General features: G+C 42.9%; 20 protein-coding genes and 1 tRNA gene. 6 read left to right on the top strand and 15 right to left on the bottom strand.

The genetic code is table 11. The annotated features are described in order from the left end of the window. The 15 genes from J5X91_RS08470 to deoC all read right to left on the bottom strand — a co-directional run. On the bottom strand, positions 1 to 299 hold a 299-nt coding region (locus J5X91_RS08470; RefSeq protein WP_244363788.1), incomplete at its 3' end, for a GTP-binding protein. Positions 300 to 361: 62 nt separating this feature from the next. Beyond that, positions 362 to 2,476 (bottom strand): elongation factor G, encoded by a 2,115-nt coding sequence (fusA, locus tag J5X91_RS08465; protein ID WP_011326943.1) that lies wholly within the window; start codon positions 2,474 to 2,476, stop codon positions 362 to 364. 27 nt (positions 2,477 to 2,503) lie between these two features. Beyond that, entirely contained in the window at positions 2,504 to 2,974 is a 471-nt protein-coding gene (gene rpsG, locus J5X91_RS08460) for a 30S ribosomal protein S7 (RefSeq protein WP_011326942.1), read from the bottom strand. 98 nt (positions 2,975 to 3,072) lie between these two features. After that, positions 3,073 to 3,447 (bottom strand): 30S ribosomal protein S12, encoded by a 375-nt coding sequence (gene rpsL, locus J5X91_RS08455; RefSeq protein WP_008165517.1) that lies wholly within the window; start codon positions 3,445 to 3,447, stop codon positions 3,073 to 3,075. A gap of 192 nt (positions 3,448 to 3,639) precedes the next feature. Then, positions 3,640 to 7,812: a DNA-directed RNA polymerase subunit beta' gene (rpoC, locus tag J5X91_RS08450; protein WP_182677336.1), complete on the bottom strand. Its 4,173-nt coding sequence runs from the start codon at positions 7,810 to 7,812 to the stop codon at positions 3,640 to 3,642. Between the two features lie 104 nt (positions 7,813 to 7,916). Next, a complete protein-coding gene (gene rpoB, locus J5X91_RS08445; protein WP_086995185.1) occupies positions 7,917 to 11,942 on the bottom strand; it encodes a DNA-directed RNA polymerase subunit beta in 4,026 nt (1,341 codons plus the stop codon). Between the two features lie 270 nt (positions 11,943 to 12,212). Further along, positions 12,213 to 12,575, bottom strand: coding sequence for a 50S ribosomal protein L7/L12 (gene rplL, locus J5X91_RS08440; RefSeq protein ID WP_011326939.1), 363 nt, complete (start codon positions 12,573 to 12,575; stop codon positions 12,213 to 12,215). Positions 12,576 to 12,649: 74 nt separating this feature from the next. Next, positions 12,650 to 13,144 (bottom strand): 50S ribosomal protein L10, encoded by a 495-nt coding sequence (gene rplJ / locus J5X91_RS08435; RefSeq protein ID WP_011326938.1) that lies wholly within the window; start codon positions 13,142 to 13,144, stop codon positions 12,650 to 12,652. Positions 13,145 to 13,466: 322 nt separating this feature from the next. Next, positions 13,467 to 14,171: a 50S ribosomal protein L1 gene (rplA, locus tag J5X91_RS08430; protein ID WP_011326937.1), complete on the bottom strand. Its 705-nt coding sequence runs from the start codon at positions 14,169 to 14,171 to the stop codon at positions 13,467 to 13,469. 4 nt (positions 14,172 to 14,175) lie between these two features. After that, positions 14,176 to 14,604, bottom strand: a complete 429-nt coding sequence (gene rplK / locus J5X91_RS08425; RefSeq protein WP_011326936.1) for a 50S ribosomal protein L11 — start codon at positions 14,602 to 14,604, stop codon at positions 14,176 to 14,178. 211 nt (positions 14,605 to 14,815) lie between these two features. Next, positions 14,816 to 15,373 carry a transcription termination/antitermination protein NusG gene (gene nusG / locus J5X91_RS08420; RefSeq protein ID WP_011326935.1) on the bottom strand — a complete coding sequence of 186 codons (558 nt, stop codon included), beginning with the start codon at positions 15,371 to 15,373 and terminating at the stop codon, positions 14,816 to 14,818. A gap of 4 nt (positions 15,374 to 15,377) precedes the next feature. Continuing rightward, positions 15,378 to 15,755, bottom strand: coding sequence for a preprotein translocase subunit SecE (gene secE, locus J5X91_RS08415; RefSeq protein WP_011326934.1), 378 nt, complete (start codon positions 15,753 to 15,755; stop codon positions 15,378 to 15,380). A gap of 132 nt (positions 15,756 to 15,887) precedes the next feature. Then, a tRNA-Trp gene (locus tag J5X91_RS08410) sits at positions 15,888 to 15,964 on the bottom strand. Positions 15,965 to 16,139: 175 nt separating this feature from the next. Then, positions 16,140 to 16,640 (bottom strand): hypothetical protein, encoded by a 501-nt coding sequence (locus tag J5X91_RS08405; protein ID WP_089367604.1) that lies wholly within the window; start codon positions 16,638 to 16,640, stop codon positions 16,140 to 16,142. Beyond that, entirely contained in the window at positions 16,630 to 17,376 is a 747-nt protein-coding gene (gene deoC, locus J5X91_RS08400; protein ID WP_011326932.1) for a deoxyribose-phosphate aldolase, read from the bottom strand. The genes J5X91_RS08405 and deoC overlap by 11 nt, the downstream gene beginning before the upstream one ends. 267 nt (positions 17,377 to 17,643) lie before the next feature. On the opposite strand from deoC, the gene cysG reads away from it, so the two are divergent. Genes cysG through cysQ form a run of 6 tightly spaced genes read left to right on the top strand, consistent with a single transcriptional unit; the run spans position 17,644 to position 24,609 of the window. Beyond that, positions 17,644 to 19,065, top strand: a complete 1,422-nt coding sequence (gene cysG, locus J5X91_RS08395) for a siroheme synthase CysG (protein ID WP_208834397.1) — start codon at positions 17,644 to 17,646, stop codon at positions 19,063 to 19,065. A 55-nt stretch (positions 19,066 to 19,120) separates the two neighbouring features. Then, complete coding sequence (gene cysD, locus J5X91_RS08390) at positions 19,121 to 20,020, top strand: sulfate adenylyltransferase subunit CysD (RefSeq protein WP_011326930.1); 900 nt, start codon at positions 19,121 to 19,123, stop codon at positions 20,018 to 20,020. Continuing rightward, on the top strand, positions 20,020 to 21,444 hold the full coding sequence (cysN, locus tag J5X91_RS08385) for a sulfate adenylyltransferase subunit CysN (protein WP_011326929.1): 1,425 nt from the start codon (positions 20,020 to 20,022) through the stop codon (positions 21,442 to 21,444). The genes cysD and cysN overlap by 1 nt, the downstream gene beginning before the upstream one ends. A 31-nt stretch (positions 21,445 to 21,475) precedes the next feature. Further along, entirely contained in the window at positions 21,476 to 23,200 is a 1,725-nt protein-coding gene (locus J5X91_RS08380; protein ID WP_011326928.1) for an SLC13 family permease, read from the top strand. Positions 23,201 to 23,234: 34 nt separating this feature from the next. Next, positions 23,235 to 23,828: an adenylyl-sulfate kinase gene (gene cysC, locus J5X91_RS08375; protein ID WP_208834396.1), complete on the top strand. Its 594-nt coding sequence runs from the start codon at positions 23,235 to 23,237 to the stop codon at positions 23,826 to 23,828. 10 nt (positions 23,829 to 23,838) lie between these two features. Next, a complete protein-coding gene (gene cysQ / locus J5X91_RS08370; RefSeq protein ID WP_208834395.1) occupies positions 23,839 to 24,609 on the top strand; it encodes a 3'(2'),5'-bisphosphate nucleotidase CysQ in 771 nt (256 codons plus the stop codon). Positions 24,610 to 24,652: the final 43 nt, after the last annotated feature.

Below are 24,652 nucleotides of genomic sequence, written 5' to 3'. Positions count from 1 at the left end.
TCCATTTGAGCAGCACCAGTGATCATGTTTTTAACATAATCGGCGTGACCAGGACAATCTACGTGTGCGTAGTGACGTGTAGGTGTATCGTATTCAACGTGAGACGTTGAAATAGTGATACCACGTTCGCGCTCTTCTGGAGCGTTATCGATTGATGCGAAATCTTTAGCAACACCGCCGTATACTTTTGCAAGTACGTTAGTGATTGCTGCAGTTAGTGTAGTTTTACCGTGGTCAACGTGGCCGATTGTACCTACGTTTACATGCGGTTTTACGCGTTCAAACTTTGCTTTTGCCATCTTAAAAAATTCCTATAAAGAAATTAAAGTCTAACTCACTATTGAGTTAAACAAGCTAAAAATCATATTACAGCGCGAGCTGAAATTATTGTCTCTGCAACATGTTTCGATGCTTCGGCGTACTTCAAAAACTCCATAGAGTATGAAGCACGACCCTGTGTTGCAGATCGTAAGTCAGTAGCATAACCAAACATTTCAGAAAGGGGAACCTGTGCATTAATTTGCTTCAGTCCACCTAATGCATCTTCCATGCCTTCGATCATGCCGCGGCGACGGTTTAAGTCACCAACTACATCACCCATGTTTGCTTCAGGAGTGAGTACTTCAACCTTCATTACTGGCTCTAAAAGTACCGGGCTCGCTTGCAGCGCGCCTTGCTTCATTGCCAATGAACCTGCTATTTTAAATGCCATTTCATTCGAGTCTACATCATGGAATGAACCATCATATAAAGTCGCTTTAACGCCAAGTAATGGGTAGCCTGCCAGCACACCTTGAGACATTTGCTCTTGGATGCCTTTGTCTACCGCAGGGACGTATTCTTTGGGAATAGAACCACCTACAGTTTCGTTAACGAACTCGTAAATTGGTGCTTCGTCATCCGTAATATCCATCGGTTCAAGTTTAAGCCAGACGTGACCATATTGACCACGACCACCTGATTGACGTATAAACTTACCTTCAACTTTAACAGTTGAACGGATAGCTTCTCGGTATGCAACCTGCGGCTTACCAACGTTACATTCAACACTGAATTCACGTTTCATACGTTCGACGAGGATATCGAGGTGAAGTTCACCCATGCCAGATATTATAATCTGACCCGATTCTTCGTCGGTTTGTACACGAAAAGATGGATCTTCAGCCGCTAGTTTACCCAGCGCGATCCCCATCTTATCTTGGTCAGCGATTGTGCGAGGCTCAACCGCAACAGAGATTACTGGTTCAGGAAATTCCATACGCTCAAGCGTAATAATGGATTTCGGATCACACAGTGTTTCACCTGTTGTTACGTCTTTGAGACCAATAGCCGCCGCGATGTCGCCTGCGAAGACTTCTTTGATCTCTTCACGTGAGTTTGAATGCATCTGTACGATACGACCAAGACGCTCACGCTTACTTTTAACTGGGTTGTATACCGCGTCACCCTGTTTAACAGTACCAGAGTAAACACGGAAAAAAGTTAAGGTGCCAACAAACGGGTCCGTTGCAATTTTAAATGCAAGTGCAGCAAACGGCGCTTTATCATCAGCAGGACGCTCTTCTTCGGTACCATCTTCTAGGATACCTTGAATTTGTTTCACTTGCGTAGGAGCAGGCATGTATTCAACAACGCAATCAAGCACTGCTTGAACACCTTTGTTTTTAAATGCGCTACCACACGTCATAGGAACAATGTCGTTTGCTAATGTACGTTGGCGTAAAGCTTCTTTTATTTCGGCTTCACTTAACTCTTCACCCTCTAAGTATTTATCCATTAGTTCTTCAGTAGCTTCAGCAGCACTTTCAACTAAATGAGAGCGCCATTCATCAGCTAATTCCTGAAGTTCTGCCGGTATTGCCTCATAAGTGAAAGTCATTCCCTGGTCCGCTTCGTTCCAGTTAATAGCTTTCATCTTAATCAGGTCAATAACACCTTTAAAGCCGTCTTCAGCGCCTATTGGCAACTGAATTGGAACAGGCGTTGCTCCAAGACGAGATTTCACCTGGTCAACAACTGCAAAGAAGTCAGCGCCTGTGCGATCCATTTTGTTTACGAAGATCATTCTTGGAACTTCGTATTTGTTCGCTTGACGCCAAACTGTCTCAGTTTGCGGCTGTACACCAGATGAAGCACAAAGAACAACTACCGCACCATCTAATACGCGTAAAGAACGCTCTACTTCGATAGTGAAATCAACGTGTCCTGGAGTATCAATAATATTGATACGATGAGCGTCAAATTGAGCGTCCATCCCTTTCCAGAAACACGTAGTTGCAGCAGAAGTGATTGTGATACCACGCTCTTGTTCCTGCTCCATCCAGTCCATAGTTGCAGCACCATCATGCGTTTCACCGATCTTATGAGAAAGACCTGTGTAAAACAGAATACGTTCTGTTGTGGTGGTTTTGCCTGCATCTACGTGAGCGCAAATACCGATATTACGATAGCGCTCAAGTGGAGTTGTACGTGCCATAAAATCCTCTTAAAGGTTAAGGGCAGATTACCAACGGTAATGAGCGAATGCTTTATTCGCTTCAGCCATACGGTGAACGTCTTCACGTTTCTTAACCGCAGTGCCTTTGTTGTCAGCAGCGTCAACGATTTCTTGAGCTAAACGTAAGCCCATAGATTTTTCGCCACGCTTACGAGCAGCGTCTACTAACCAACGCATACCTAATGCGTTACGACGAACTGGACGTACTTCAACTGGTACTTGGTAAGTTGAACCACCAACACGGCGAGATTTAACTTCTACCTGTGGGCGGATATTATCAAGTGCCGTTTCAAAGATTTCTAGGTGCGACTTGCCTGATTTCTCAGCAGCCACATTTAGCGCACCATAAACGATTTTTTCAGCAGTAGATTTCTTGCCATCTAACATTACGATGTTTACGAATTTCGCAAGAAGCTCCGATCCGAACTTAGGATCTGGAAGAATTTTACGTTGACCTATTACGCGTCTTCTAGGCATTTTGTATCTCCGGTTTATTCAGGTTTGCTCTTATCGAGTCAATAACCCAAAACAATAATTAAAAATATTTAGTGCTTGGCCTTACTAACGGAGAACTATTAGCCTTTAGGGCGTTTAGTACCGTATTTAGAACGAGCTTGGCGACGATCGCTAACGCCTGCACAGTCAAGTGCACCACGAACGGTGTGAAAACGCACACCTGGTAAATCTTTAACACGACCACCACGGATTAGGATTACACTGTGCTCTTGAAGGTTATGACCTTCACCACCAATGTATGAAGTTACTTCGAAACCGTTAGTTAAACGTACACGAGCTACTTTACGTAACGCCGAGTTTGGTTTCTTAGGTGTAGTTGTATATACGCGAGTACATACACCGCGCTTTTGCGGACACGCTTTAAGCGCAGCTGAGTTACTTTTCGTAACCTTGCTACGGCGTGGCTTACGCACTAGCTGGTTAATAGTTGCCATTTAAATAGCTCCTGAAATTAGAATTACTACTGAAAAAATAAAAAATCCGCCCGTTTTTACAAGTTTGTTTTAAACGCACAGGTAAATGGGTGGCGGAATTTTAATGAGCAAAGATTGACCTGTCAACCTAAACCGCTCGCAAGGTAGAAGATATCTACCTTGCGAAAACCTAATCTATTGATTTGGTTTAGTTTATTGATTTCCAGATAAATCCGCATTTAAAGCATCAGTTAGCGCTTGAGTTGCCTCTTCTGCACTTACAGTCTGCTCTTCTACTACATTTCTTTGCTTACGGCGAGCCATACGTTCTTGATGATACGAAAAGCCGGTACCGGCTGGGATCAAACGACCCACTATTACGTTTTCTTTCAGACCGCGTAACTCATCGCTCTTACCATTCACTGCTGCGTCGGTTAAAACACGTGTTGTCTCTTGGAAAGAGGCTGCAGAGATGAAAGATTCTGTTGCTAGTGATGCTTTTGTGATACCCATTAACTGGATTTCAAACTTAGCTGGGATCTTACCTTGAGCTTCAAGGTCGCGGTTTGCGATATTAACGCGTGCCACTTCAATTTGCTCACCGGCTAAGAAGTCAGTATCACCACCGTGCATAATGGTACATTTACGTAACATTTGACGAATAATAGTTTCAATGTGCTTGTCATTGATCTTAACGCCTTGCAAACGGTAAACCTCTTGCACTTCGTTAACAATGTAGTTAGCAACATGAGTCACACCACGTAAGCGTAAGATGTCATGCGGTGATTCTGGACCATCGGCGATAACTTCACCTTTAGACACTCGCTCACCTTCAAACACGTTAAGTTGACGCCATTTAGGGATCATCTCTTCGTAATGATCACCTTCATCTGGAGTAATAACTAAACGCTTCTTACCTTTAGTCTCTTTACCAAAGCTAATTGTACCGGTAACTTCAGCTAAAATAGCTGGTTCTTTCGGTTTACGAGCTTCGAATAAATCGGCTACGCGTGGTAGACCACCCGTGATATCACGAGTTTTCGAACCTTCTTGCGGAATACGTGCTAATACGTCACCTGGGTTTACTGTCGTGCCGTCAATTACTTCAATCGTAGTGAATGAAGGAAGACGTGTTTCTTGTAAGCCGCGCTCTTCACTTTCAATGATAAGCTTAGGTTCTTTCGCATTCGCTTTAGAAAGATCTTTAACAACTATACGGGTTAAACCGGTTAGTTCATCTGTCTGTGTTTCAGTATTTGAGTCATCGATATCGCTGAACGATACTTTTGACTTATGCTCAAGTACGATTGGGTGACTATGCGGGTCCCAAGTAGCAACGATGTCGTTACCTTGAACTTCTGCATTGTCTTGTACTGTTAATACTGCACCGTAAGGTACTTTATAACGCTCTTTTTCACGGCCATAACTATCAATGATAGTAATTTCCGTAGAACGCGAAATAATAGCAATCTTACCGTCTGTATTTAATACGTACTTAGCGTTGTGAAGCTTTAATGTACCGTTAGTTTTAACTTGTACATTATTCTCAGCAGACGCTCTAGATGCCGCACCACCGATGTGGAATGTACGCATCGTTAACTGTGTACCTGGCTCACCAATTGATTGTGCCGCGATAACACCTACTGATTCACCTGCGTTGATGATATGGCCACGTGCTAGGTCACGACCGTAACAGTTAGCACAAACACCAAAGTCATTATCACACGTGATAACAGAACGTACGCGAACTTCATCTACTGAATGCTCTTCTAAAAGGTCACACAGTTTTTCGTCAAGCATAATGTTACGTTCAACAAGTACTGTATTAGTACCTGGAATAACAATATCTTCAGCAACAACACGACCTAGAACACGTTCACGAAGCGCTTCTACAACATCACCACCTTCAATAAGCGGTTTCATTGTTAAGCCATCTTCTGTGCCACAGTCATCTTCATTGATTACCAAATCTTGTGCAACGTCTACTAGACGACGCGTTAGGTAACCAGAGTTAGCTGTTTTAAGTGCTGTATCGGCAAGACCTTTACGCGCACCATGCGTTGAGATGAAGTACTGAAGTACGTTTAGACCTTCACGGAAGTTAGCTGTGATTGGCGTCTCGATGATTGAACCATCTGGACGTGCCATTAGACCACGCATACCCGCCAACTGACGGATCTGAGCAGCACTACCACGAGCACCTGAGTCGGCCATCATAAACACTGAGTTAAATGACGCTTGCTCTACTTCTTCACCTTGTGCATTAATAACTGTGTCTTTCGACAAGTTAGACATCATCTCACGTGATAAGTTTTCATTTACACGTGACCAAATATCGATAACTTTATTGTACTTTTCACCAGCCGTTACAAGACCTGATTGGAATTGTTGGTTGATTTCAGTAACTTCAGCTTCAGCTGCTTCAATGATCTGCGCTTTAACCGGTGGGATAACTAAGTCATCAATACCGATTGAAACTCCTGACTTCATTGCATAATGGAAACCGGTGTACATAATTTGGTCAGCAAACATAACTGTGTCTTTAAGACCAAGACGACGGTAACACTCATTAATTAAGCCAGAAATCTGCTTTTTACCTAGCGGCTGATTGATTGACTCATACGGCATGCCTTTTGGTAAAATTAGCGACAGAATTGCACGACCAACAGTTGTATCGATAACAGTGATAGTATCTTCTACTACGCCGTTTTCGTTTTTAACTGATTGACTAATACGTACTTTCACAATTGCGTGAAGGTCTGCATTGCCACTACGGTATGCTTTTTCTGCTTCTTTTGGATCTTTAAATATCGCGCCTTCGCCTTTAGCGTTAATACGGTCACGAGTCATGTAATAAAGACCCAATACAACATCCTGTGAAGGAACGATGATTGGCTCACCATTCGCAGGAGATAGAATGTTGTTTGTAGACATCATTAAGGCACGAGCTTCAAGCTGCGCTTCAATTGTTAGCGGTACGTGTACCGCCATTTGGTCACCATCGAAATCGGCGTTGTAGGCCGCACATACTAATGGATGCAAATGAATCGCTTTACCTTCGATAAGCACAGGTTCAAACGCTTGGATACCCAAACGGTGAAGTGTTGGTGCACGGTTAAGTAATACTGGATGTTCACGAATTACTTCGTCAAGCACATCCCATACTTCCGGCATTTCACGTTCAACCATCTTCTTCGCAGCTTTGATTGTCGTAGCCATGCCGCGACGCTCTAATTTGCCATAGATAAATGGTTTGAATAGCTCAAGTGCCATCTTCTTAGGAAGACCACATTGGTGAAGCTTAAGTGTAGGACCCACTGTAATTACAGAACGGCCTGAATAATCCACACGCTTACCAAGTAAGTTCTGACGGAAACGACCTTGCTTACCCTTGATCATATCGGCAAGAGATTTAAGAGGACGTTTGTTAGAACCTGTAATTGCACGACCACGACGACCGTTATCAAGTAGCGCATCTACCGCTTCTTGTAACATACGTTTTTCGTTGCGTACGATAATATCTGGTGCTGCTAAATCTAATAGGCGCTTAAGACGGTTATTACGGTTAATAACACGACGGTAAAGGTCATTTAGATCAGACGTCGCAAAACGACCACCGTCTAGTGGTACTAATGGGCGTAGATCAGGTGGCAATACTGGAAGTACTGTCATGATCATCCACTCAGGGTTGTTACCTGATTGGTGGAACGATTCCATTAACTTAAGACGTTTGGTGATTTTTTTACGCTTAGTTTCAGAGTTAATTGTTGGTAACTCTTCACGCATTTCAGCAATTAATTGTGCAAGATCGAGTTCACGAAGCAAGTCTAAAACTGCTTCAGCACCCATCTTAGCTTCAAATTCATCACCATGCTCTTCAAGTGCATCTAAGTATTCTTCTTCACCTAATAGCTGACCACGCTCAAGCGTTGTCATACCAGGCTCAGTTACTACGAATGATTCGAAGTAAAGAACACGTTCAATATCACGAAGCGTCATATCTAGCATTAAGCCGATACGTGACGGTAATGATTTTAAAAACCAAATATGCGCAACTGGGCTCGCAAGGTCAATATGACCCATACGATCGCGTCGCACTTTAGTGAGTGTAACTTCAACGCCACACTTCTCACAGATCACACCGCGGTGTTTAAGACGCTTATATTTACCACATAAGCATTCATAATCTTTCACTGGGCCGAAAATACGGGCACAGAATAAGCCATCGCGCTCAGGCTTGAAAGTACGGTAGTTAATAGTCTCAGGTTTCTTTACTTCACCGTATGACCACGAACGAACCATGTCTGGTGAAGCAAGACCAATGCGAATTGCATCGAATTCTTCGGTCTTATTTTGTTGCTTCAGAAACTTAAGTAAGTCTTTCACCTTAGCTCTCCTGTCGGAGTTAATCTTGAGGACGGGTAGTCTCGTCCCTACATTCTATTCGGCCGTAACAGATGCTGCAGCGTTAACTGCAGCATCTAATTGGCTTAATTTTCTTCCAACTCGATGTTGATACCCAGTGAGCGGATTTCTTTTAACAATACGTTAAACGATTCTGGCATACCTGGTTCCATTTTATGGTTACCATCAACGATGTTTTTATACATCTTAGTACGACCGTTCACGTCATCCGATTTCACTGTTAGCATTTCTTGTAGAGTGTAAGCAGCACCGTAAGCTTCAAGTGCCCATACTTCCATCTCACCAAAACGCTGGCCACCGAACTGTGCTTTACCACCCAGCGGCTGCTGAGTAACAAGGCTATAAGAACCAGTAGAACGCGCATGCATTTTGTCATCAACTAAGTGATTCAGTTTCAGCATGTACATGTAACCAACGGTTACTTGACGTTCGAACTGATCGCCAGTACGGCCATCATAAAGTGTAACCTGACCACTTCTTGGGTAGCCCGCAAGCTCTAGCATGTCTTTGATTTCGTTTTCTTTCGCGCCATCAAATGCTGGAGTAGCTATTGGTAAACCACCTTTTAAGTTTTCAGCCAAACGACGAATTTCGTCATCTGTAAAGCTATCAATGTCTACTACTTGACGAGATTCGCCAATTTCGTATGCTTGCTTGATGAAGGCGCGTAACTCATGCAGCTCACGTTGCTCTTTCATCATTTCTTCAATGCGTTCACCAATACCACGTGCAGCTAGACCCATATGTGTTTCAAGGATCTGACCGATATTCATACGTGATGGTACACCCAGTGGGTTAAGTACGATATCTACCGTACGACCTTTATCATCGTATGGCATATCTTCTACTGGTACGATAGTCGAGATAACACCTTTGTTACCATGACGACCCGCCATTTTATCACCCGGTTGGATACAACGTTTAACAGCTAGGTATACTTTAACAATCTTAAGTACGCCAGGTGCTAGGTCATCGCCTTGAGTGATTTTACGACGTTTGTTTTCAAACTTCTTATCGTATTCAGCTTTAAGCTCGTCATACTGGGCTGCTAATTGCTCAAGCTCAGCTTGCTTGTCTTCTTCAGCAAGGCTTTGCGTAAGTAGCTTCTCAGCATTTAATAACGCTAATTTGTCTTCATCAAAGCCAGCTGCGATAAGTAACTTACGCGCACGGTCTAATACACCAGCTTCTAGAATACGGAACTCTTCGTTGAAGTCTTTCTTCGCATCGCGAAGCTGCATTTCTTCAACTTCTAACGCACGCTTATCTTTTTCAACACCATCACGGGTGAAAACTTGCACGTCAATTACAGTACCAGTTACAGAATTTGGTACACGTAAAGAGCTGTCTTTAACGTCAGACGCTTTTTCGCCGAAGATAGCTCGTAGTAGTTTCTCTTCAGGAGTTAATTGCGTTTCGCCTTTCGGAGTCACTTTACCTACTAGAATATCGCCGCTTTTAACTTCAGCACCAATATAAACAACGCCTGATTCATCAAGCTTGCCTAGTGCAGATTCGCCCACATTCGGGATATCTGCAGTGATCTCTTCAGAACCTAATTTAGTATCACGGGCAATACACTGTAGTTCTTGAATGTGGATAGTCGTTAGACGATCTTCTTCAACTACGCGCTCTGATAGTAAGATTGAATCCTCGAAGTTATAACCATTCCATGGCATAAATGCCACGCGCAAGTTTTGACCAAGAGCTAAGTCGCCCAAGTCAGTCGAAGGACCATCTGCTAACACATCGCCTCGAGTAACCGGTTCGCCAACCATACAAGTTGGTTTTTGGTTAATACATGTATTTTGGTTAGAACGTGTGTATTTGGTTAAGTTGTAAATGTCGATGCCCGCTTCGCCTGGAACGCGTTCTTCTTCATGCACATTAACAACGATGCGACTTGCGTCACAATACATTACTTCACCACCACGTTTTGCAACGATAGTAACACCAGAGTCTTTCGCTAGTGTTAACTCAATACCAGTACCTACTAACGGCTTATCCGCTTTCAATGTTGGTACTGCTTGACGTTGCATGTTTGAACCCATCAATGCACGGTTAGCATCATCGTGTTCTAGGAACGGGATAAGTGCTGCCGCTACAGAGATCACCTGTTGTGGTGATACATCCATATATTGCTGGTCCATACGTCCCATAAAGGTAGATTCACCTTTGTGACGACATGGAATAAGTTCATCTACAAACTCATTGGTTTCGGTTAAGTTTGAGTTCGCCTGTGCGATAACAAACTGACCTTCTTCAATGGCTGATAGGTAATCAACTTCATCAGTTACAACACCGTCTACCACTTTGCGGTAAGGTGTTTCTAAGAAACCATAATCATTAGTACGTGCGTACGTAGATAATGAGTTAATTAGACCGATGTTTGGACCCTCAGGAGTCTCGATTGGACATACGCGACCATAGTGAGTTACGTGAACGTCACGTACTTCAAAGCCTGCGCGCTCACGAGTTAGACCGCCCGGCCCTAATGCAGAAATACGACGCTTATGCGTTACTTCTGATAGCGGGTTATTTTGGTCCATAAACTGTGATAACTGAGACGAGCCGAAGAACTCTTTAACCGCTGCCGAAATAGGCTTAGCGTTAATAAGATCTTGTGGCATTATCGCATCTAGGTCACCTAAGCTTAAACGCTCACGTACAGCACGTTCTACACGCACTAAACCTACACGGAATTGATTCTCAGCCATTTCGCCAACACTACGTATACGACGGTTGCCTAAGTGGTCAATATCATCTACATCGCCAACACCGTTACGAATAGCAATCAATACTTTCATAACCGACACGATGTCTTCTTTGCTTAATGTGCCTGGGCCTGTATCAGTATCGTAACCAACACGGCTATTGAACTTCATACGACCTACCGTTGATAAGTCATAGCGCTCTTCTGAGAAGAACAAGTTCTGGAATAAGGCTTCAGCCGCGTCTTTCGTCGGTGGCTCGCCTGGGCGCATCATGCGATAAATTTCTACTAATGCTTCTAAACGGCTGCTTGAAGAGTCAATGTTCAATGTATTTGACATGTAAGCACCGCTGTCTACTTCATTGATATATAACGTATCAATTTTAGTGTGACCGGCTTTAACCAATTCAGCCATTAATTCAAGCGTTAGCTCGTCATTTGCATTAGCTACAACTTCACCTGTTGACTCATCAACATAGTTTTTCGCTAATACGCGACCAATGATGTACTCATGTGGTACTTCTAATTGCTTAATGCCTTTTTTCTCGATGTTCTTGATATGGCGAGCCGTAACACGACGACCACTTTCAACAAACACTTCACCGTCTTCGCTCTTAATATCAAAAGCGGCGGTTTCACCACGTAAACGTGAAGGTACCAGTTCCATAAGAACTTTACCGTCAGTTACTTCAAACGTAGTGTTGTCGAAGAAAATACCAAGAATGTCTTCACTCGAGTACTCAAGTGCACGTAAGATAATAGACGCCGGTAATTTACGACGACGGTCAATACGTACATATAAGTTATCTTTTGCATCAAATTCAAAGTCTAACCATGAACCACGATATGGGATAACACGTGCGTTATATAACACTTTACCCGATGAGTGAGTTTTACCGCGGTCGTTATCAAAGAATACACCAGGGCTACGGTGTAGCTGAGAAACGATAACACGCTCTGTACCATTGATTACAAAGGTACCGGTATCGGTCATGAGCGGAATTTCGCCCATGTAAACTTCTTGCTCTTTAATGTCTTTAACTGTGCCTGGAGCTTCTTTGTCCATAACTACAAGACGCAATTTCACGCGAAGTGGAGCAGAATAAGTCACACCGCGAATTTGACATTCTTTTACATCGAAAACTGGCTCGCCAATACGATAACTTACGTATTGCAGCTCAGAATTTCCTGAGTAGCTTTTAATTGGGAACACAGAACGGAAGGCTGCTTCCAAACCATGATCGCCATCAGCGTCAGGCACTAAGAATTTTTTAAACGATTCTAACTGTGTAGATAGTAAGAAAGGTATATCCAAAACTTGTGGACGTTTACCAAAATCCTTACGGATACGTTTCTTTTCAGAATAAGAGTAAGCCATGGGGTTCCTCAGCTTGCTGATCTTTGACCCGACCTGTTCTTGTAAGAACAGACTTAACTGGCATCTATGCCAAGATTTACAACATTTGATTGTTGTTCTAATTTAGTCCCACTTTAACACTAGCAAACTATAAAGCGTTGAAAGTAAAGAAAAAACCAGATTTTATTTGAACTAAAAGAGTGCATCACTCTATAGCGCAAAAAGGCCGGTGATTAAATAATCACCAGCCCTTGCCTGATTTCTCAGGCAGCGAACTTAGCAAAAGCTAAATTACTTAACCTCAACTTCAGCACCAGCTTCAGTAAGGTCTTTAGCAAGAGCTTCAGCTTCTTCCTTAGAGATACCTTCTTTAACAGGTGTTGGTGCAGCTTCAACAAGAGCTTTCGCTTCTTTAAGGCCTAGGCCAGTTGCGCTACGAACTGCTTTGATTGCAGAAACCTTGTTAGCGCCAGCGCCAGTAAGGATTACATCAAATTCAGTCTTTTCTTCAACTGCTTCAGCAGCTGGACCAGCTACCATACCAGCAGCAGCAGTTACGCCGAATTTTTCTTCCATTGCTTCGATAAGAGCAACAACGTCCATTACTGACATTTCAGCAATTGCGTCAAGGATTTGGTCTTTAGATACAGACATTTCAAATTTCCTAATAATTAACGGACTTTAAGTCCAAATAAATTTTACACCGAAAGGGATTAAACAGCTTAAAATTAAGCAGCTTGCTCTTCTTTCTGTACACGTACTGCTTCAATTGTTTTACACAATTTACCAGCAGACGCTTCTTTCATAGCGCTCATTAAGCGTGCAACAGCTTCGTCGTATGTAGGTAATGTAGCAAGCATTGCTGCATCAACAACATTTCCTTCAAAAGCGGCCGTTTTAAGCTCAAATTTCTCGTTCTTTTTTGCAAAAGCAGAAAAGATACGCGCAGCAGCACCTGGGTGCTCTGATGAGAAAGCGATTAAGCTTGGACCAACAAATGAATCAGAAAGGCACTCAAACTGTGTTCCTTCAAGAGCACGTTTTGCTAAAGTGTTACGGACAACTTTCATCCAAACACCATTTGCACGAGCTTCTTTACGAAGGGCAGTGATTGCGCCAACTGTTACACCACGAGAATCTGCAACAACTGCAGATAGAGCACCATTGGCTGCTTCGTTGACTTCAGCAACTATTGCTTGTTTGCCTTGAAGATTTAAAGCCATGGGTGTTACTCCTGGTTTAATGGGGTTACCGACACTCGGTGTCCCCTGTTCTACTCTTCCCTATCAAACAAGATAGAGATGCTTTTTACGGCGAGAGCCAGAAGGATTAGGAAAAATCTATCTGGGGTCTACACCGTCTACGTAGGTGAGTATTAAGGCCGAAGCCACCTACGGTCTTGGACGGAAGTCCAATTTATCGCTTTACCCTAAGGTGCAACGAAATTATGGACTTCAACCCGAATTCTTTACTTTGCTGAAAAACGAATTAATCAACAAAATGGCGCGAAATTATAGTACAAATTTCACGCCATGTAAACACCGATTAAGCTACAGTTGTGCTTAACGTGTTTTGGTCAACAGCAACGCCTGCGCCCATTGTTGTAGAGATGCTTACTTTCTTCACGTAAACACCTTTAGCTTGAGAAGGTTTAGCCTTCTTAAGCGCAACAATTAGTGACTCAAGGTTTTGTTGTAATTGCTCAGCAGTGAAATCAACCTTACCAATAGTAGTATGGATGATGCCATTTTTGTCATTACGGTAACGTACTTGACCCGCTTTTGCATTTTTAACTGCTTCAGCAACGTTAGGTGTTACTGTACCAGTCTTAGGGTTTGGCATTAGACCACGTGGGCCTAAGATTTGACCTAGTTGACCAACAACACGCATAGCGTCTGGTGATGCAACAACAACGTCAAAGTTCATCTCGCCTTTTTTAACTAGCTCAGCAAGATCTTCCATACCTACTAATTCAGCACCGGCTTCTTTCGCAGCTTCTGCGTTAGCGCCTTGTGTGAATACTGCAACGCGAACGTCACGACCAGTACCGTTAGGTAGTACAGTTGCACCACGAACGTTTTGATCAGATTTACGAGCATCGATACCAAGGTTAACAGCAACGTCAACACTTTCTACAAACTTAGCTGTCGCTAACTCTTTTAAAAGCGCGATCGCTTCGTTGATTTCGTAATCTTTAGTTACTTCCACTTTTTCGCGGATAGTACGCATACGTTTAGTTAATTTAGCCATATTCTTAGTCCTCTACGCTCAAGCCCATCGCACGAGCAGATCCTGCGATAGTGCGAACCGCAGCTTCTAAATCAGAAGCTGTAAGGTCAGCTCGTTTAGTCTCAACAATCTCTTCAAGTTGAGCACGAGTTACTGTGCCTACTTTTTCAGTGTTAGGACGGCCTGAGCCTGATTTAACGCCAGCTGCTTTAAGTAGCAAGTATGCTGCAGGTGGAGTTTTCATGTCGAACGTAAAAGAACGGTCACCGTAAACAGAGATCACTACAGGAACTGGAGCGCCTTTTTCGATAGACTCTGTACGTGCGTTAAACGCTTTACAGAATTCCATGATGTTTACACCGTGTTGACCTAGTGCAGGACCTACTGGTGGACTAGGATTAGCCATACCAGCATTAACTTGTAGCTTGATTAGAGCTTCAACTTTTTTAGCCATTATAAATACCTCATTAAGTGGGTCTCAGCCTTGTGCGCGCGAGGACGCGTACTCTAACGGCTCCCCAATATAAAAAATTGTTTCGTACTTTTTGTAGTGTAAAATTAATTTACCCAAATACAAAAAGGCCGCTGATTATAAGTTAATCAGCGGCCTTTTTCAAGCTTCGTGCCAAATTTTATAAAAAAATTAGCATCACTTTTTTAATCAATTACTTATCTTGTTCAACTTGACCAAATTCAAGTTCAACCGGTGTAGAACGACCAAAAATAAGTACCGACACTTTAACGCGGCTCTTTTCGTAGTCAACTTCTTCAACAACACCGCTAAAGTCAGCAAATGGACCGTCAGTAACACGAACAACTTCACCTGGTTCAAATAAGGTAGCAGGTTTAGGTGCTTCAGCATTTTCTTGTAAACGATTAAGAATACGCTCAGCTTCTTTGGCACTAATTGGTGCAGGGCGATCAGACGTACCACCAATAAAGCCCATAACACGTTCTGTGCTATTAACTAAATGCCAGCTTTTATCGTTCATATCCATTTGAATTAGTACGTAACCTGGGAAGAACTTACGCTCAGATTTACGCTTTTGACCAGCGCGCATCTCAATCACTTCTTCTGTTGGTACTAATACCTCACCAAAGCTCTCTTCAAGGCCTTTGATTTTAATGTGTTCTAAAATAGTTTGTGCAACACGCTTCTCATAACCTGAGAAAGCCTGTACTACGTACCAACGTAGCTTTATTTCGTTGTTCTCATCCGACATGGGATCAGATCTCCAATCCAGTTAAAAAGCCTACAGCGCGGAATAAAATGCCATCTAATCCCCAAAGGATAAGTGCCATTATCGCTGTTGCAACCATTACAATTAATGTCGTGTGGATAGTTTCTTGACGCGTTGGCCAAATTACTTTGCGCACTTCAATTCTTGCTTCTTTAGCAAAAGTAAGGAAAGTACGTCCTTTAGCTGTTTGCGAGGCAATTGCTAAACCAGCTGCTATTGCAACTACAACGCCAATCGCACGTAGTAATACAGACTGATCTGCAAACATGTGATTACCAACAACTGCGCCTGCAAGTAGCACTATTGCTACTAACCACTTTACTGACTCCATCGCACTTGATGGCGTTTCTACATTCGTGCTCATAATATTATTACCTTAACTACAGACACAACAACCCTACGCTATGGTAGGGTTAATCCATTAAAATCTAAACTTAAAAACAGACTTATTTAAACCGATTTTTAACCCCAGACTTACCCGCATCGCGAGTAATATTGGCAGGGGCGGAGAGATTCGAACTCCCAACCGTCGGTTTTGGAGACCGCTGTTCTACCAATTGGAACTACGCCCCTGCAAAGTGGATGCCTATTATACTTACGCAGTTCATTAACACAAGAGTAAAGATTGTCATCTGATAAAATCTTCACCGTTAATTTACACACCGCATTATTTAACCACTTAACTCGCTAAATTAATATTTATTTATGCAATAAAAAGTCATTCCTGCAATGAGTTACCGTAAAAAAATCAAAATAAACGTACCAACTCGCCACGATAGAAATCGCATAGCAACCAAATTTGCTCAAATGCATGCGTTTGCGGCACACTAATCATTTTAAGCTGAGCATCAAAGTCTGCTTTATGCCAAATAGTGCTGGCATTGCGAATTAATAACCAAGTTCGCGCTGAATGATAAGATTTAGTGGCTTTTTGCTCCAGTAATCTCTCTAACGCTAGGCGTAACCTTTGCTCACTTGGGGCTTGCGCCATATCGGCCAATGCCCGTTGCATTGGAATTGACAGTGGCCGGCCAAGCACTGCCATTGCTTCGGTTTCACTGGCATATAAATGCGCAACTTCAATATCAAGTTGCTGATCGCCTTTGTAGCAGCTAACGTCGGGCTTATTGGGCTCATTATGCCAAATATGGCGCATATGAATGCCATATTGCTGCTCATAACAACGTAAAAACAACCTCGCTGCCTCGTGCTCTAACTGTTGTTTTTCTTGTTCGCTATCACGCTTCATTTAATACCGCGTACACATTAGTTAATAAACTTGATGCGCCAAATCTAAAGGTATTTGCTTGTAAGTAGTCATTACCCATAATAGTGCTTGCAAGGGTTAAGTAATCGCTCGCATCTGCAACTGTTTTAACCCCTCCCGCCGCTTTAAAGCCAACTAGCTTGCCCGATTCTTTAATGGTATTGAGTATAGTTTTTGTCGCATCAAGCGTGGCATTAACGGCGACCTTACCGGTACTGGTTTTTACAAAGTCGGCACCGCCTTTAATAGCTAATAATGTGGCTGATGCGATTAAATCGGGTGTTTGTAACTCGCCGCTTTCTATAATCACTTTAAGTAGAGCGCGCGACCCACAGACTTTTTTGCTCTCGGTAACATACTCAAGCACACGGCTTTTATCACCCGCTATTAGCGCTTTATATGGAATAACTAAATCAATTTCATCTGCACCGCGCTCTATGGCAATTAGTGTTTCGTTTATTACGGTATTTAAAGGTGCGTCACCCGTTGGAAAGTTAGTTACTGTGGCTACTTTTATATGGCTTAGCTCTCTGGTAGCTAAGGCTATTTTTGCTTCTGCTACAAAATCACTGTAAACACATACTGCAGCGGGCGTGCCTAATTTAGGGTTAATGCTGTTCACTAACGTATTAATAGCGGCACTATCATCGTTGCTATTTAAGCTGGTTAAATCCATTAAGGCGACAGCCAAAGCAGCCTCTTTTTGTTGTTTAATCATAGTAACCTCATCATATTTATACCGTGATTTAATACCTGTAATTATAGTAACCTAAACTTGCTATAGCTCATAACCAAACACTCTAAGCCCTTAGTTTTACATGCAACCGACCGCAAAGCCTTACTAATTAAGATTTCGGCCTTAAAAACCCACTCGTTATAACTTTTAGTTATAACGAGTGGGTTTTAATTATTTTTTACTTAGTATGTGGCGCTATATTGTGGCTATCAGGCTAAACGAGCCATTTATTTTAGGGGTGTGATTAACGTGCAGTATTTACCTATCTTTACCAAACTCGACAACAAACCTGTATTGGTTGTTGGCGGTGGAGATGTTGCGTTGCGCAAATGCAGCGCGCTTTTAAAAGCGCGTGCCAGTATTACTTTAGTCGCTCCCAAATTTTGCCAACAGCTCATTGAACTTGCTAGCGAAAATAAAGTAACGCTTATACATGAGTACTTTAGCGAGCAACATTTAAAAAATATGATGCTGGTAATTGCTGCTACAGATTTAGAGCATGTAAATAGCCAAGTGTTTGAACTGGCTAATACTGATAACATTTTTGTTAATGTAGTTGACGATCAGCCTAAGTGCACCTTTATATTTCCATCGATTGTCGATCGCAACCCAATCACAATTGCTATATCAAGCGCAGGCACTGCCCCGGTATTAGCACGTCGCCTACGCGAAAAATTAGAAACCCTAATACCGCAACATATTGGCCCGCTGGCAACGCTTGTGGGTGGCTTTAGAAGCAAAGTAAAACAACGCTTTAAGCACTTTGCCGATCGTCGCCAGTTTTGGGAAGGCGTATTCGACTCATCTGTTGTTAGTAAAGTACAAACCGGCGACACCCAAGCCGCAGAGCAACAGTTAGAACACATGCTAAATGCTAAAGCCGAGCCCGAAGGCGAGGTTTATGTAGTAGGTGCAGGCCCTGGCGATCCTGAATTGCTGACACTTAAGGCACTGCAACTTATGCAACAAGCCGATGTAGTGGTTTATGACTATTTAGTGTCTGACGAGATCATGGAGTTAGTGCGCCGTGATGCCGACCTTATTTGTGTAGGCAAGCGTTTAGGCGATCACAGCGTAGCGCAGCAAGACACTAACCAAATGCTGGTCGATTTAGCCAAGCAAGGTAAAAAAGTATGCCGTATTAAAGGTGGCGATCCGTTTATTTATGGTCGTGGTGGCGAAGAAGTACAAGTACTTGCGGCTAACAAGGTAAATTATCAAATTGTACCTGGTATAACTGCCGCTGCAGGATGCAGTGCCTATGCGGGTATTCCGCTTACCCATCGTGACCACGCACAAGCGATTCAGTTTGTAACCGGGCATTGTAAAAAAGACGGCCAAGAACTCGATTGGCAATCGCTGGCTAAACCAAATCAAACCTTAGCTATTTATATGGGCGTGATAAAGTCGCCACATATACAAGCTGAGCTTTTAAAGCATGGCCGCAACGCCAATACACCCGTTGCCATTATTGAAAACGGCACCCGTAAAAATCAACGCGTAATTACTGGAAAGCTGGGCGAGCTTGCCGATTTAATTACGCGTAACAGTGTGGTTTCTCCTGCGCTGCTTATTATTGGCGAAGTAGCATCCTTGCACCAAGAGTTACATTGGTTTGGTGCCAAAGCGCAAACTAGCAGTTTTGCGCAACCACTTACCGATGTGGCATAAGCTTTATACATTTATTAGATTTTAACTTTTAATTATTTTAGTAGGACGACTAACAATGGCTTTAACTCACCTTCAGCAGCTTGAAGCTGAAAGTATCAAAATCATGCGCGAAGTCGCCGCTGAGTTTGAGAACCCAGTAATGCTTTACTCAATTGGTAAAGATTCGTCGGTACTTTTGCACTTAGCGCGTAAAGCATTTTACCCTGCAAAAATTCCGTTTCCGTTATTACACGTAGACACTAATTGGAAGTTTAGCGAAATGATTGAATTTCGTGACCGTATTGCCAAAGAATACGGCTTTGAGCTACTAGTGCATAAAAACCCAGAAGGCATGGAAATTGGTATAAGCCCATTCGAGCATGGCTCTGGTAAACATACCGATATAATGAAAACTCAAGGTTTAAAGCAAGCACTCGACAAATATGGCTTTGATGCCGCCTTTGGTGGCGCACGCCGCGACGAAGAAAAGTCACGCGCTAAAGAACGTGTTTATTCATTTCGCGATAAGCACCACCGCTGGGATCCTAAAAACCAACGCCCAGAGCTTTGGAATACGTACAACAGCCAAGTAAATCCAGGTGAAAGTATTCGTGTATTCCCACTGTCTAACTGGACCGAGTTGGATATTTGGCAATATATTTATCAAGAAAACATCGACATGGTGCCTTTGTATCTAGCAAAAGAGCGCCCAGTGGTTGATCGCGACGGCACCTTAATTATGGTTGACGATGAGCGTATGCCACTTTTGGAGGGTGAAGTGCCAATGATGAAGTCGGTACGTTTTCGTACTTTAGGCTGCTACCCACTTACCGGTGCAGTGGAATCAACGGCCAGCTCATTAACCGAAATTATTGAAGAAATGCTGCTATCTACGTCATCTGAACGTGAAGGTCGAGTTATTGACCATGACTCGGCAGGCTCAATGGAAAAGAAAAAACGTGAAGGGTATTTCTAATGGCTAATCAAAATAACGACACATTTAACGAAGTAAAAGCAATCGGTATAGACGCTTACCTAGCACGTCAGCAAGACAAAAGCTTATTACGCATGCTTACCTGTGGCAGCGTAGATGACGGTAAATCAACACTCATTGGCCGCCTACTGCACGACAGCCACCAAATTTATGAAGATCAGTTAGCAGCGCTACATAAAGATAACGAAAAAGTAGGTAACGCAGGTGATGACCTTGATTTAGCATTACTTGTTGATGGCCTACAAGCTGAGCGTGAGCAAGGTATTACCATTGACGTAGCGTACCGTTACTTCTCGACCGCTAAGCGCAAGTTTATTATTGCCGATACCCCAGGGCACGAGCAGTATACGCGCAACATGGTAACGGGTGCATCAACCAGCGATGTGGCCATTATTTTGGTGGATGCACGTTACGGCGTGCAAGTACAAACTAAACGTCACAGCTTTATTTGTGACTCGCTTGGTATTAAGCAATTTGTTGTGGCTATTAATAAAATGGATATCGTTGATTTTGACGAAACTGTTTATGAAAAAATTAAAGCTGACTACTTAAAATTTGCCGAGCAACTTAATGTAAGTAACATTAAATTTGTACCTATGTCGGCGCTTAAAGGCGATAACGTAGTTACTCGTTCTGTACATACGCCTTACTACACCGATAAACCATTGCTAGAGTTATTAGAAGACTCGCCAGCAGCGCAAATCGACACTGACTTTGAAGCACGTTTACCGGTGCAATATGTGGCGCGCCCTAACTTAAACTTTCGTGGTTTTCAGGGCACGCTAGCCTCAGGCAAGTTACAAGTGGGCGATGCAATAAAAGTACTACCATCGGGCAAAACTTCTAGCATTAAAGAAATTGTTACCTTTGATGGCAACCTAGACAGTGCACAAGCTGGCCAAGCAATTACCGTTACGCTAAATAGCGAAATTGATATTAGCCGAGGCGATGTCATTGTACCAGCAAGCTCTACGGCAATAGTTACCAACCAGCTACAAGCTAAATTAGTATGGATGCACGAAACGCCGCTGCAACTAGGTAAAAGCTATAACTTTAAACTTGGTAGCAAAAACACCTCTGCTCAAGTTACTAAGATTGATCACACTATCGATGTAAATACCTTAGAGCATGGTAGCAGCGACACTCTACAGTTAAACGAAATCGCTATTGTAACGCTAGAACTTAGCGAAACTATTTTGGCTGATGAGTATCACAGTAATCACGAAACCGGCTCGTTTATACTTATCGATCGCTTATCTAACTTAACTATTGCAGCCGGTATGATAGAGCAAGTACTGCAAAGCCAAGCGCAGCAAAGTAACTTTAGTGCTTTTGAAGTTGAGTTTAACACTTTAGTACGCAAGCACTTTCCGCATTGGCAAGCGCTTGATATATCAAAGTTATAATACTTTTTTAGCCTGTTATAGGATATAAAGCATGGTAGATCAGCTCATTTTAACAGGCATTATGCTTACTTTAGTCGGGTGCCTTTTTGGCACTCGGCTTAATCCTGCATGGCTATTTGTGGGAGCCATTGGCAGCAGCTACTTAGCAGGGCTAATAGATTTAGAAAGCATGTTAGTTAATTATACTAACCCGTCGCTAATTACTTTGGTGTTATTAATATTAGTGTCAATTGCGATTGAAAAAACCACCCTTATTCAAAAATTAGCGCAATCGCTATCGAGCGGTAGTTTAGTTAAATCAGTGACTAAATTGGGGCTTTCGACCGCGTTTTTATCGTCGTTTACCAATAACACCGCCGTGGTTGCCTCCTTAATTACCGCGATAAAAGACAATCCCAATCACTCGCCATCAAAGTTATTATTACCGCTATCGTACACCGCTATTTTAGGCGGCACTATTACCCTTATTGGCACATCAACCAACTTAATAGTAAATGGTTTTGCCGTAGATGCGGGTATGGCGCCACTGGGATTTTTTGACTTTACCTTAGTAGGTTTGGGCGCATTAAGCGTGGGCTTAATCACTATTTTAGTCATGTTAAAATACTTACCCGACAACGGTAAAAGCGACCAAGAAGTCGTGCCTTTTTATCTTGAAGGTAAAGTACAAGCCGGTTCAAAGCTAATTGGTCGCACCGTAGAAGAAAATGGCCTGCGTGAACTTAAAGACTTATTTTTAGGCGAAATAATTCGCGATAACCAACGTATTTGTGCGGTCACGCCACAGCAAATAATTAAACAAAACGACATATTACTTTTTGTGGGCGATATAAAATCAGTCCCCCTACTTACGCGTTTCGATGGTTTAAAAGTAGTGCACGACAATCATCAAAAAGACATAGAGCACTTAGTAGAGGTTGTCGTAAGTCAGTCTTCAAAATTTATTGGTAAAACCGTAAAAGAAGCCCGCTTTAGAGAGCAGTTTCATGCGGCCGTTATTGCTATTCGCCGCGGCCACGATCGCCTGCAAGGTGGTTTAGGGCAAGTGCGTTTACAAGCAGGCGACTCACTAATACTCGCCCCGGGTAAAAACTTTTACAGCTTGCCTAATTTAAAGCGCGAATTTGTGTATATATCGGGGTTTGATTTACAAACTCACCTAGCGCCTAAACAGTCAAACATTGTGCTGCTAAGCTTTGCCGCTGTACTGGGCTTAAGTATTATTGGCTTAGTGCCGCTAGTTAAAGGCTTATTAGTATTACTGATTGGCTTTATGCTTTGCGGTACTATTAAGCTTAGCGAAGTAAAACGTCGCTTTCCTATTGAGTTACTCGCCGTAGTAGGCAGCGCCATAGGCTTAGCAAAACTAATGATAGGCACCGGACTTGCTGGGCAAATATCGGCGGCTATGTTTGTAGTACTTGGCGACTTTGGCCCATACAGCGCCTTTATCGCAATATTTTTAATGACAGTATTATTTACCGAGCTGATAACCAATAACGCCGCTGCAGCATTGTCGTTTCCGGTTGCCTATTCACTTGCCGTTGGCTTTAACGTAGACCCACTGCCATTTATTATGGCGGTTGCGTTTGGCGCATCAGCAAGTTTTATATCGCCGTTTGGTTATCAAACTAACCTTATGGTTTACAGCGCGGGTAACTATCGTTTAAAAGATTATGTAGTGATGGGCTTGCCCCTTTCTATTATTTATTCAATAACAGTATTAACCTTGATCCCGCTAGTATTTCCGTTTTAATACCGGCACGCACAGCATAAAGAGATAACTCACTATGGATGAAAATATTGTTTGGCATAACTACGCAACCACTAAAGCACAACGTAGTGAGCAAAAAAAGCATCAGAGCGCTATTATATGGTTTACCGGATTTTCGGGCTCAGGTAAAAGTACAGTAGCAAACGCGCTAGAAGCTGCACTTAATCAACAAGGTATTCATACTTACCTGCTCGATGGCGACAACGTACGCCACGGTTTATGTAAAGACCTAGGCTTTAGCGACGCAGACCGAGTTGAAAATATTCGCCGCGTAGGTGAAACGGCAAAACTTATGATTGACGCTGGCTTGTTAGTGCTTACTGCGTTTATATCGCCTTTTAGAGCAGAGCGCGACATGGTACGCAGCTTAGTAGATGACAAGGAGTTTATTGAAGTATTTATCGACACCCCACTCGATGTATGCGAAAGCCGCGATCCTAAAGGCTTATACAAAAAAGCCCGCGCTGGCGAAATTAAACACTTTACCGGCATTGATTCCAGTTACGAAATACCCATCAATCCAGAAATAATTTTAGATACCAGTAAAAACACCCTAGACCAATCGGTTGTTCAGCTGATAACGTATCTAAAACAACAGCACATAATATAGGTTAACCCCAATGAACCAAACCGAACTGCTAGAAGAAACCCTGATCCTTGCCCGCAAAGCGGGTAGCGCCATAATGGGAATTTATCAAAAGGACTTTAACGTTGAATACAAAGCCGATGAAAGCCCTGTAACCGACGCCGACTTAGCAGCTCATAAAATTATTGTTGCAGGGCTACAGCAGCTCACTCCCGACATTCCTATATTAAGTGAAGAAAACGCCGATATAAGCTGGGAAGTTCGCAAAGCATGGAAAAGTTACTGGCTAGTAGATCCTATCGATGGCACCAAAGAGTTTATTAAAAAAAATGGTGAATTCACCGTAAATATCGCACTTATCGAAAATGGCATTCCGGTTTTAGCCGTAGTAGACGCCCCAGCCCTTGGCGTATCTTACTTAGCAAGCGAAGCCATAGGCGCATTTAAAGACAAAGGCGATGAGCGCATAGAGCTAAAAGTAACTACCAAGCCAAACACAGGGTTAATACGCGTAGTTGGCAGCCGCTCACACCCCTCACCTGATTTAGCCGAATTTGTAAAACGCTTTGACGATGTTGAAATGGTTTCAAAAGGCAGCTCACTAAAACTATGTTTAGTGGCCGAAGGCAGCGCCGATATTTACCCACGCTTAGGCCCAACCTGTGAATGGGATACTGGCGCCGGCCATGCCATTGCCGCAATCGCCGGTGCAAAAGTGACTAAAATTGATGGCAGCCCGCTTATTTATAACACCAAAGATGAGTATTTAAATCCGTATTTTATTGTCTCAGCTATTGAAGAGTAAAGTGCAACGAGCTGCGGGCTTAAGCCACAAGCAGCTCAATGAC

The sequence above is a fragment of the Pseudoalteromonas sp. K222D genome (assembly GCF_017653575.1).
Taxonomy (GTDB): domain Bacteria; phylum Pseudomonadota; class Gammaproteobacteria; order Enterobacterales; family Alteromonadaceae; genus Pseudoalteromonas; species Pseudoalteromonas nigrifaciens.
The sequence above is the reverse complement of the archived record's forward strand: the minus strand, read 5'-3'. Positions and strand labels throughout refer to the sequence as shown.

Coding starts and splice junctions, on each gene's coding strand:
- fusA (WP_011326943.1), bottom strand. CDS start 2,476: ATGGCACGTACAACTCCACTTGAGCGCTATCGTAATATCGGTATTTGC.
- rpsG (WP_011326942.1), bottom strand. CDS start 2,974: ATGCCTAGAAGACGCGTAATAGGTCAACGTAAAATTCTTCCAGATCCT.
- rpsL (WP_008165517.1), bottom strand. CDS start 3,447: ATGGCAACTATTAACCAGCTAGTGCGTAAGCCACGCCGTAGCAAGGTT.
- rpoB (WP_086995185.1), bottom strand. CDS start 11,942: ATGGCTTACTCTTATTCTGAAAAGAAACGTATCCGTAAGGATTTTGGT.
- rplL (WP_011326939.1), bottom strand. CDS start 12,575: ATGTCTGTATCTAAAGACCAAATCCTTGACGCAATTGCTGAAATGTCA.
- rplJ (WP_011326938.1), bottom strand. CDS start 13,144: ATGGCTTTAAATCTTCAAGGCAAACAAGCAATAGTTGCTGAAGTCAAC.
- rplA (WP_011326937.1), bottom strand. CDS start 14,171: ATGGCTAAATTAACTAAACGTATGCGTACTATCCGCGAAAAAGTGGAA.
- rplK (WP_011326936.1), bottom strand. CDS start 14,604: ATGGCTAAAAAAGTTGAAGCTCTAATCAAGCTACAAGTTAATGCTGGT.
- nusG (WP_011326935.1), bottom strand. CDS start 15,373: ATGTCGGATGAGAACAACGAAATAAAGCTACGTTGGTACGTAGTACAG.
- secE (WP_011326934.1), bottom strand. CDS start 15,755: ATGAGCACGAATGTAGAAACGCCATCAAGTGCGATGGAGTCAGTAAAG.
- J5X91_RS08405 (WP_089367604.1), bottom strand. CDS start 16,640: ATGAAGCGTGATAGCGAACAAGAAAAACAACAGTTAGAGCACGAGGCA.
- deoC (WP_011326932.1), bottom strand. CDS start 17,376: ATGATTAAACAACAAAAAGAGGCTGCTTTGGCTGTCGCCTTAATGGAT.
- cysD (WP_011326930.1), top strand. CDS start 19,121: ATGGCTTTAACTCACCTTCAGCAGCTTGAAGCTGAAAGTATCAAAATC.
- cysN (WP_011326929.1), top strand. CDS start 20,020: ATGGCTAATCAAAATAACGACACATTTAACGAAGTAAAAGCAATCGGT.
- J5X91_RS08380 (WP_011326928.1), top strand. CDS start 21,476: ATGGTAGATCAGCTCATTTTAACAGGCATTATGCTTACTTTAGTCGGG.
- cysC (WP_208834396.1), top strand. CDS start 23,235: ATGGATGAAAATATTGTTTGGCATAACTACGCAACCACTAAAGCACAA.
- cysQ (WP_208834395.1), top strand. CDS start 23,839: ATGAACCAAACCGAACTGCTAGAAGAAACCCTGATCCTTGCCCGCAAA.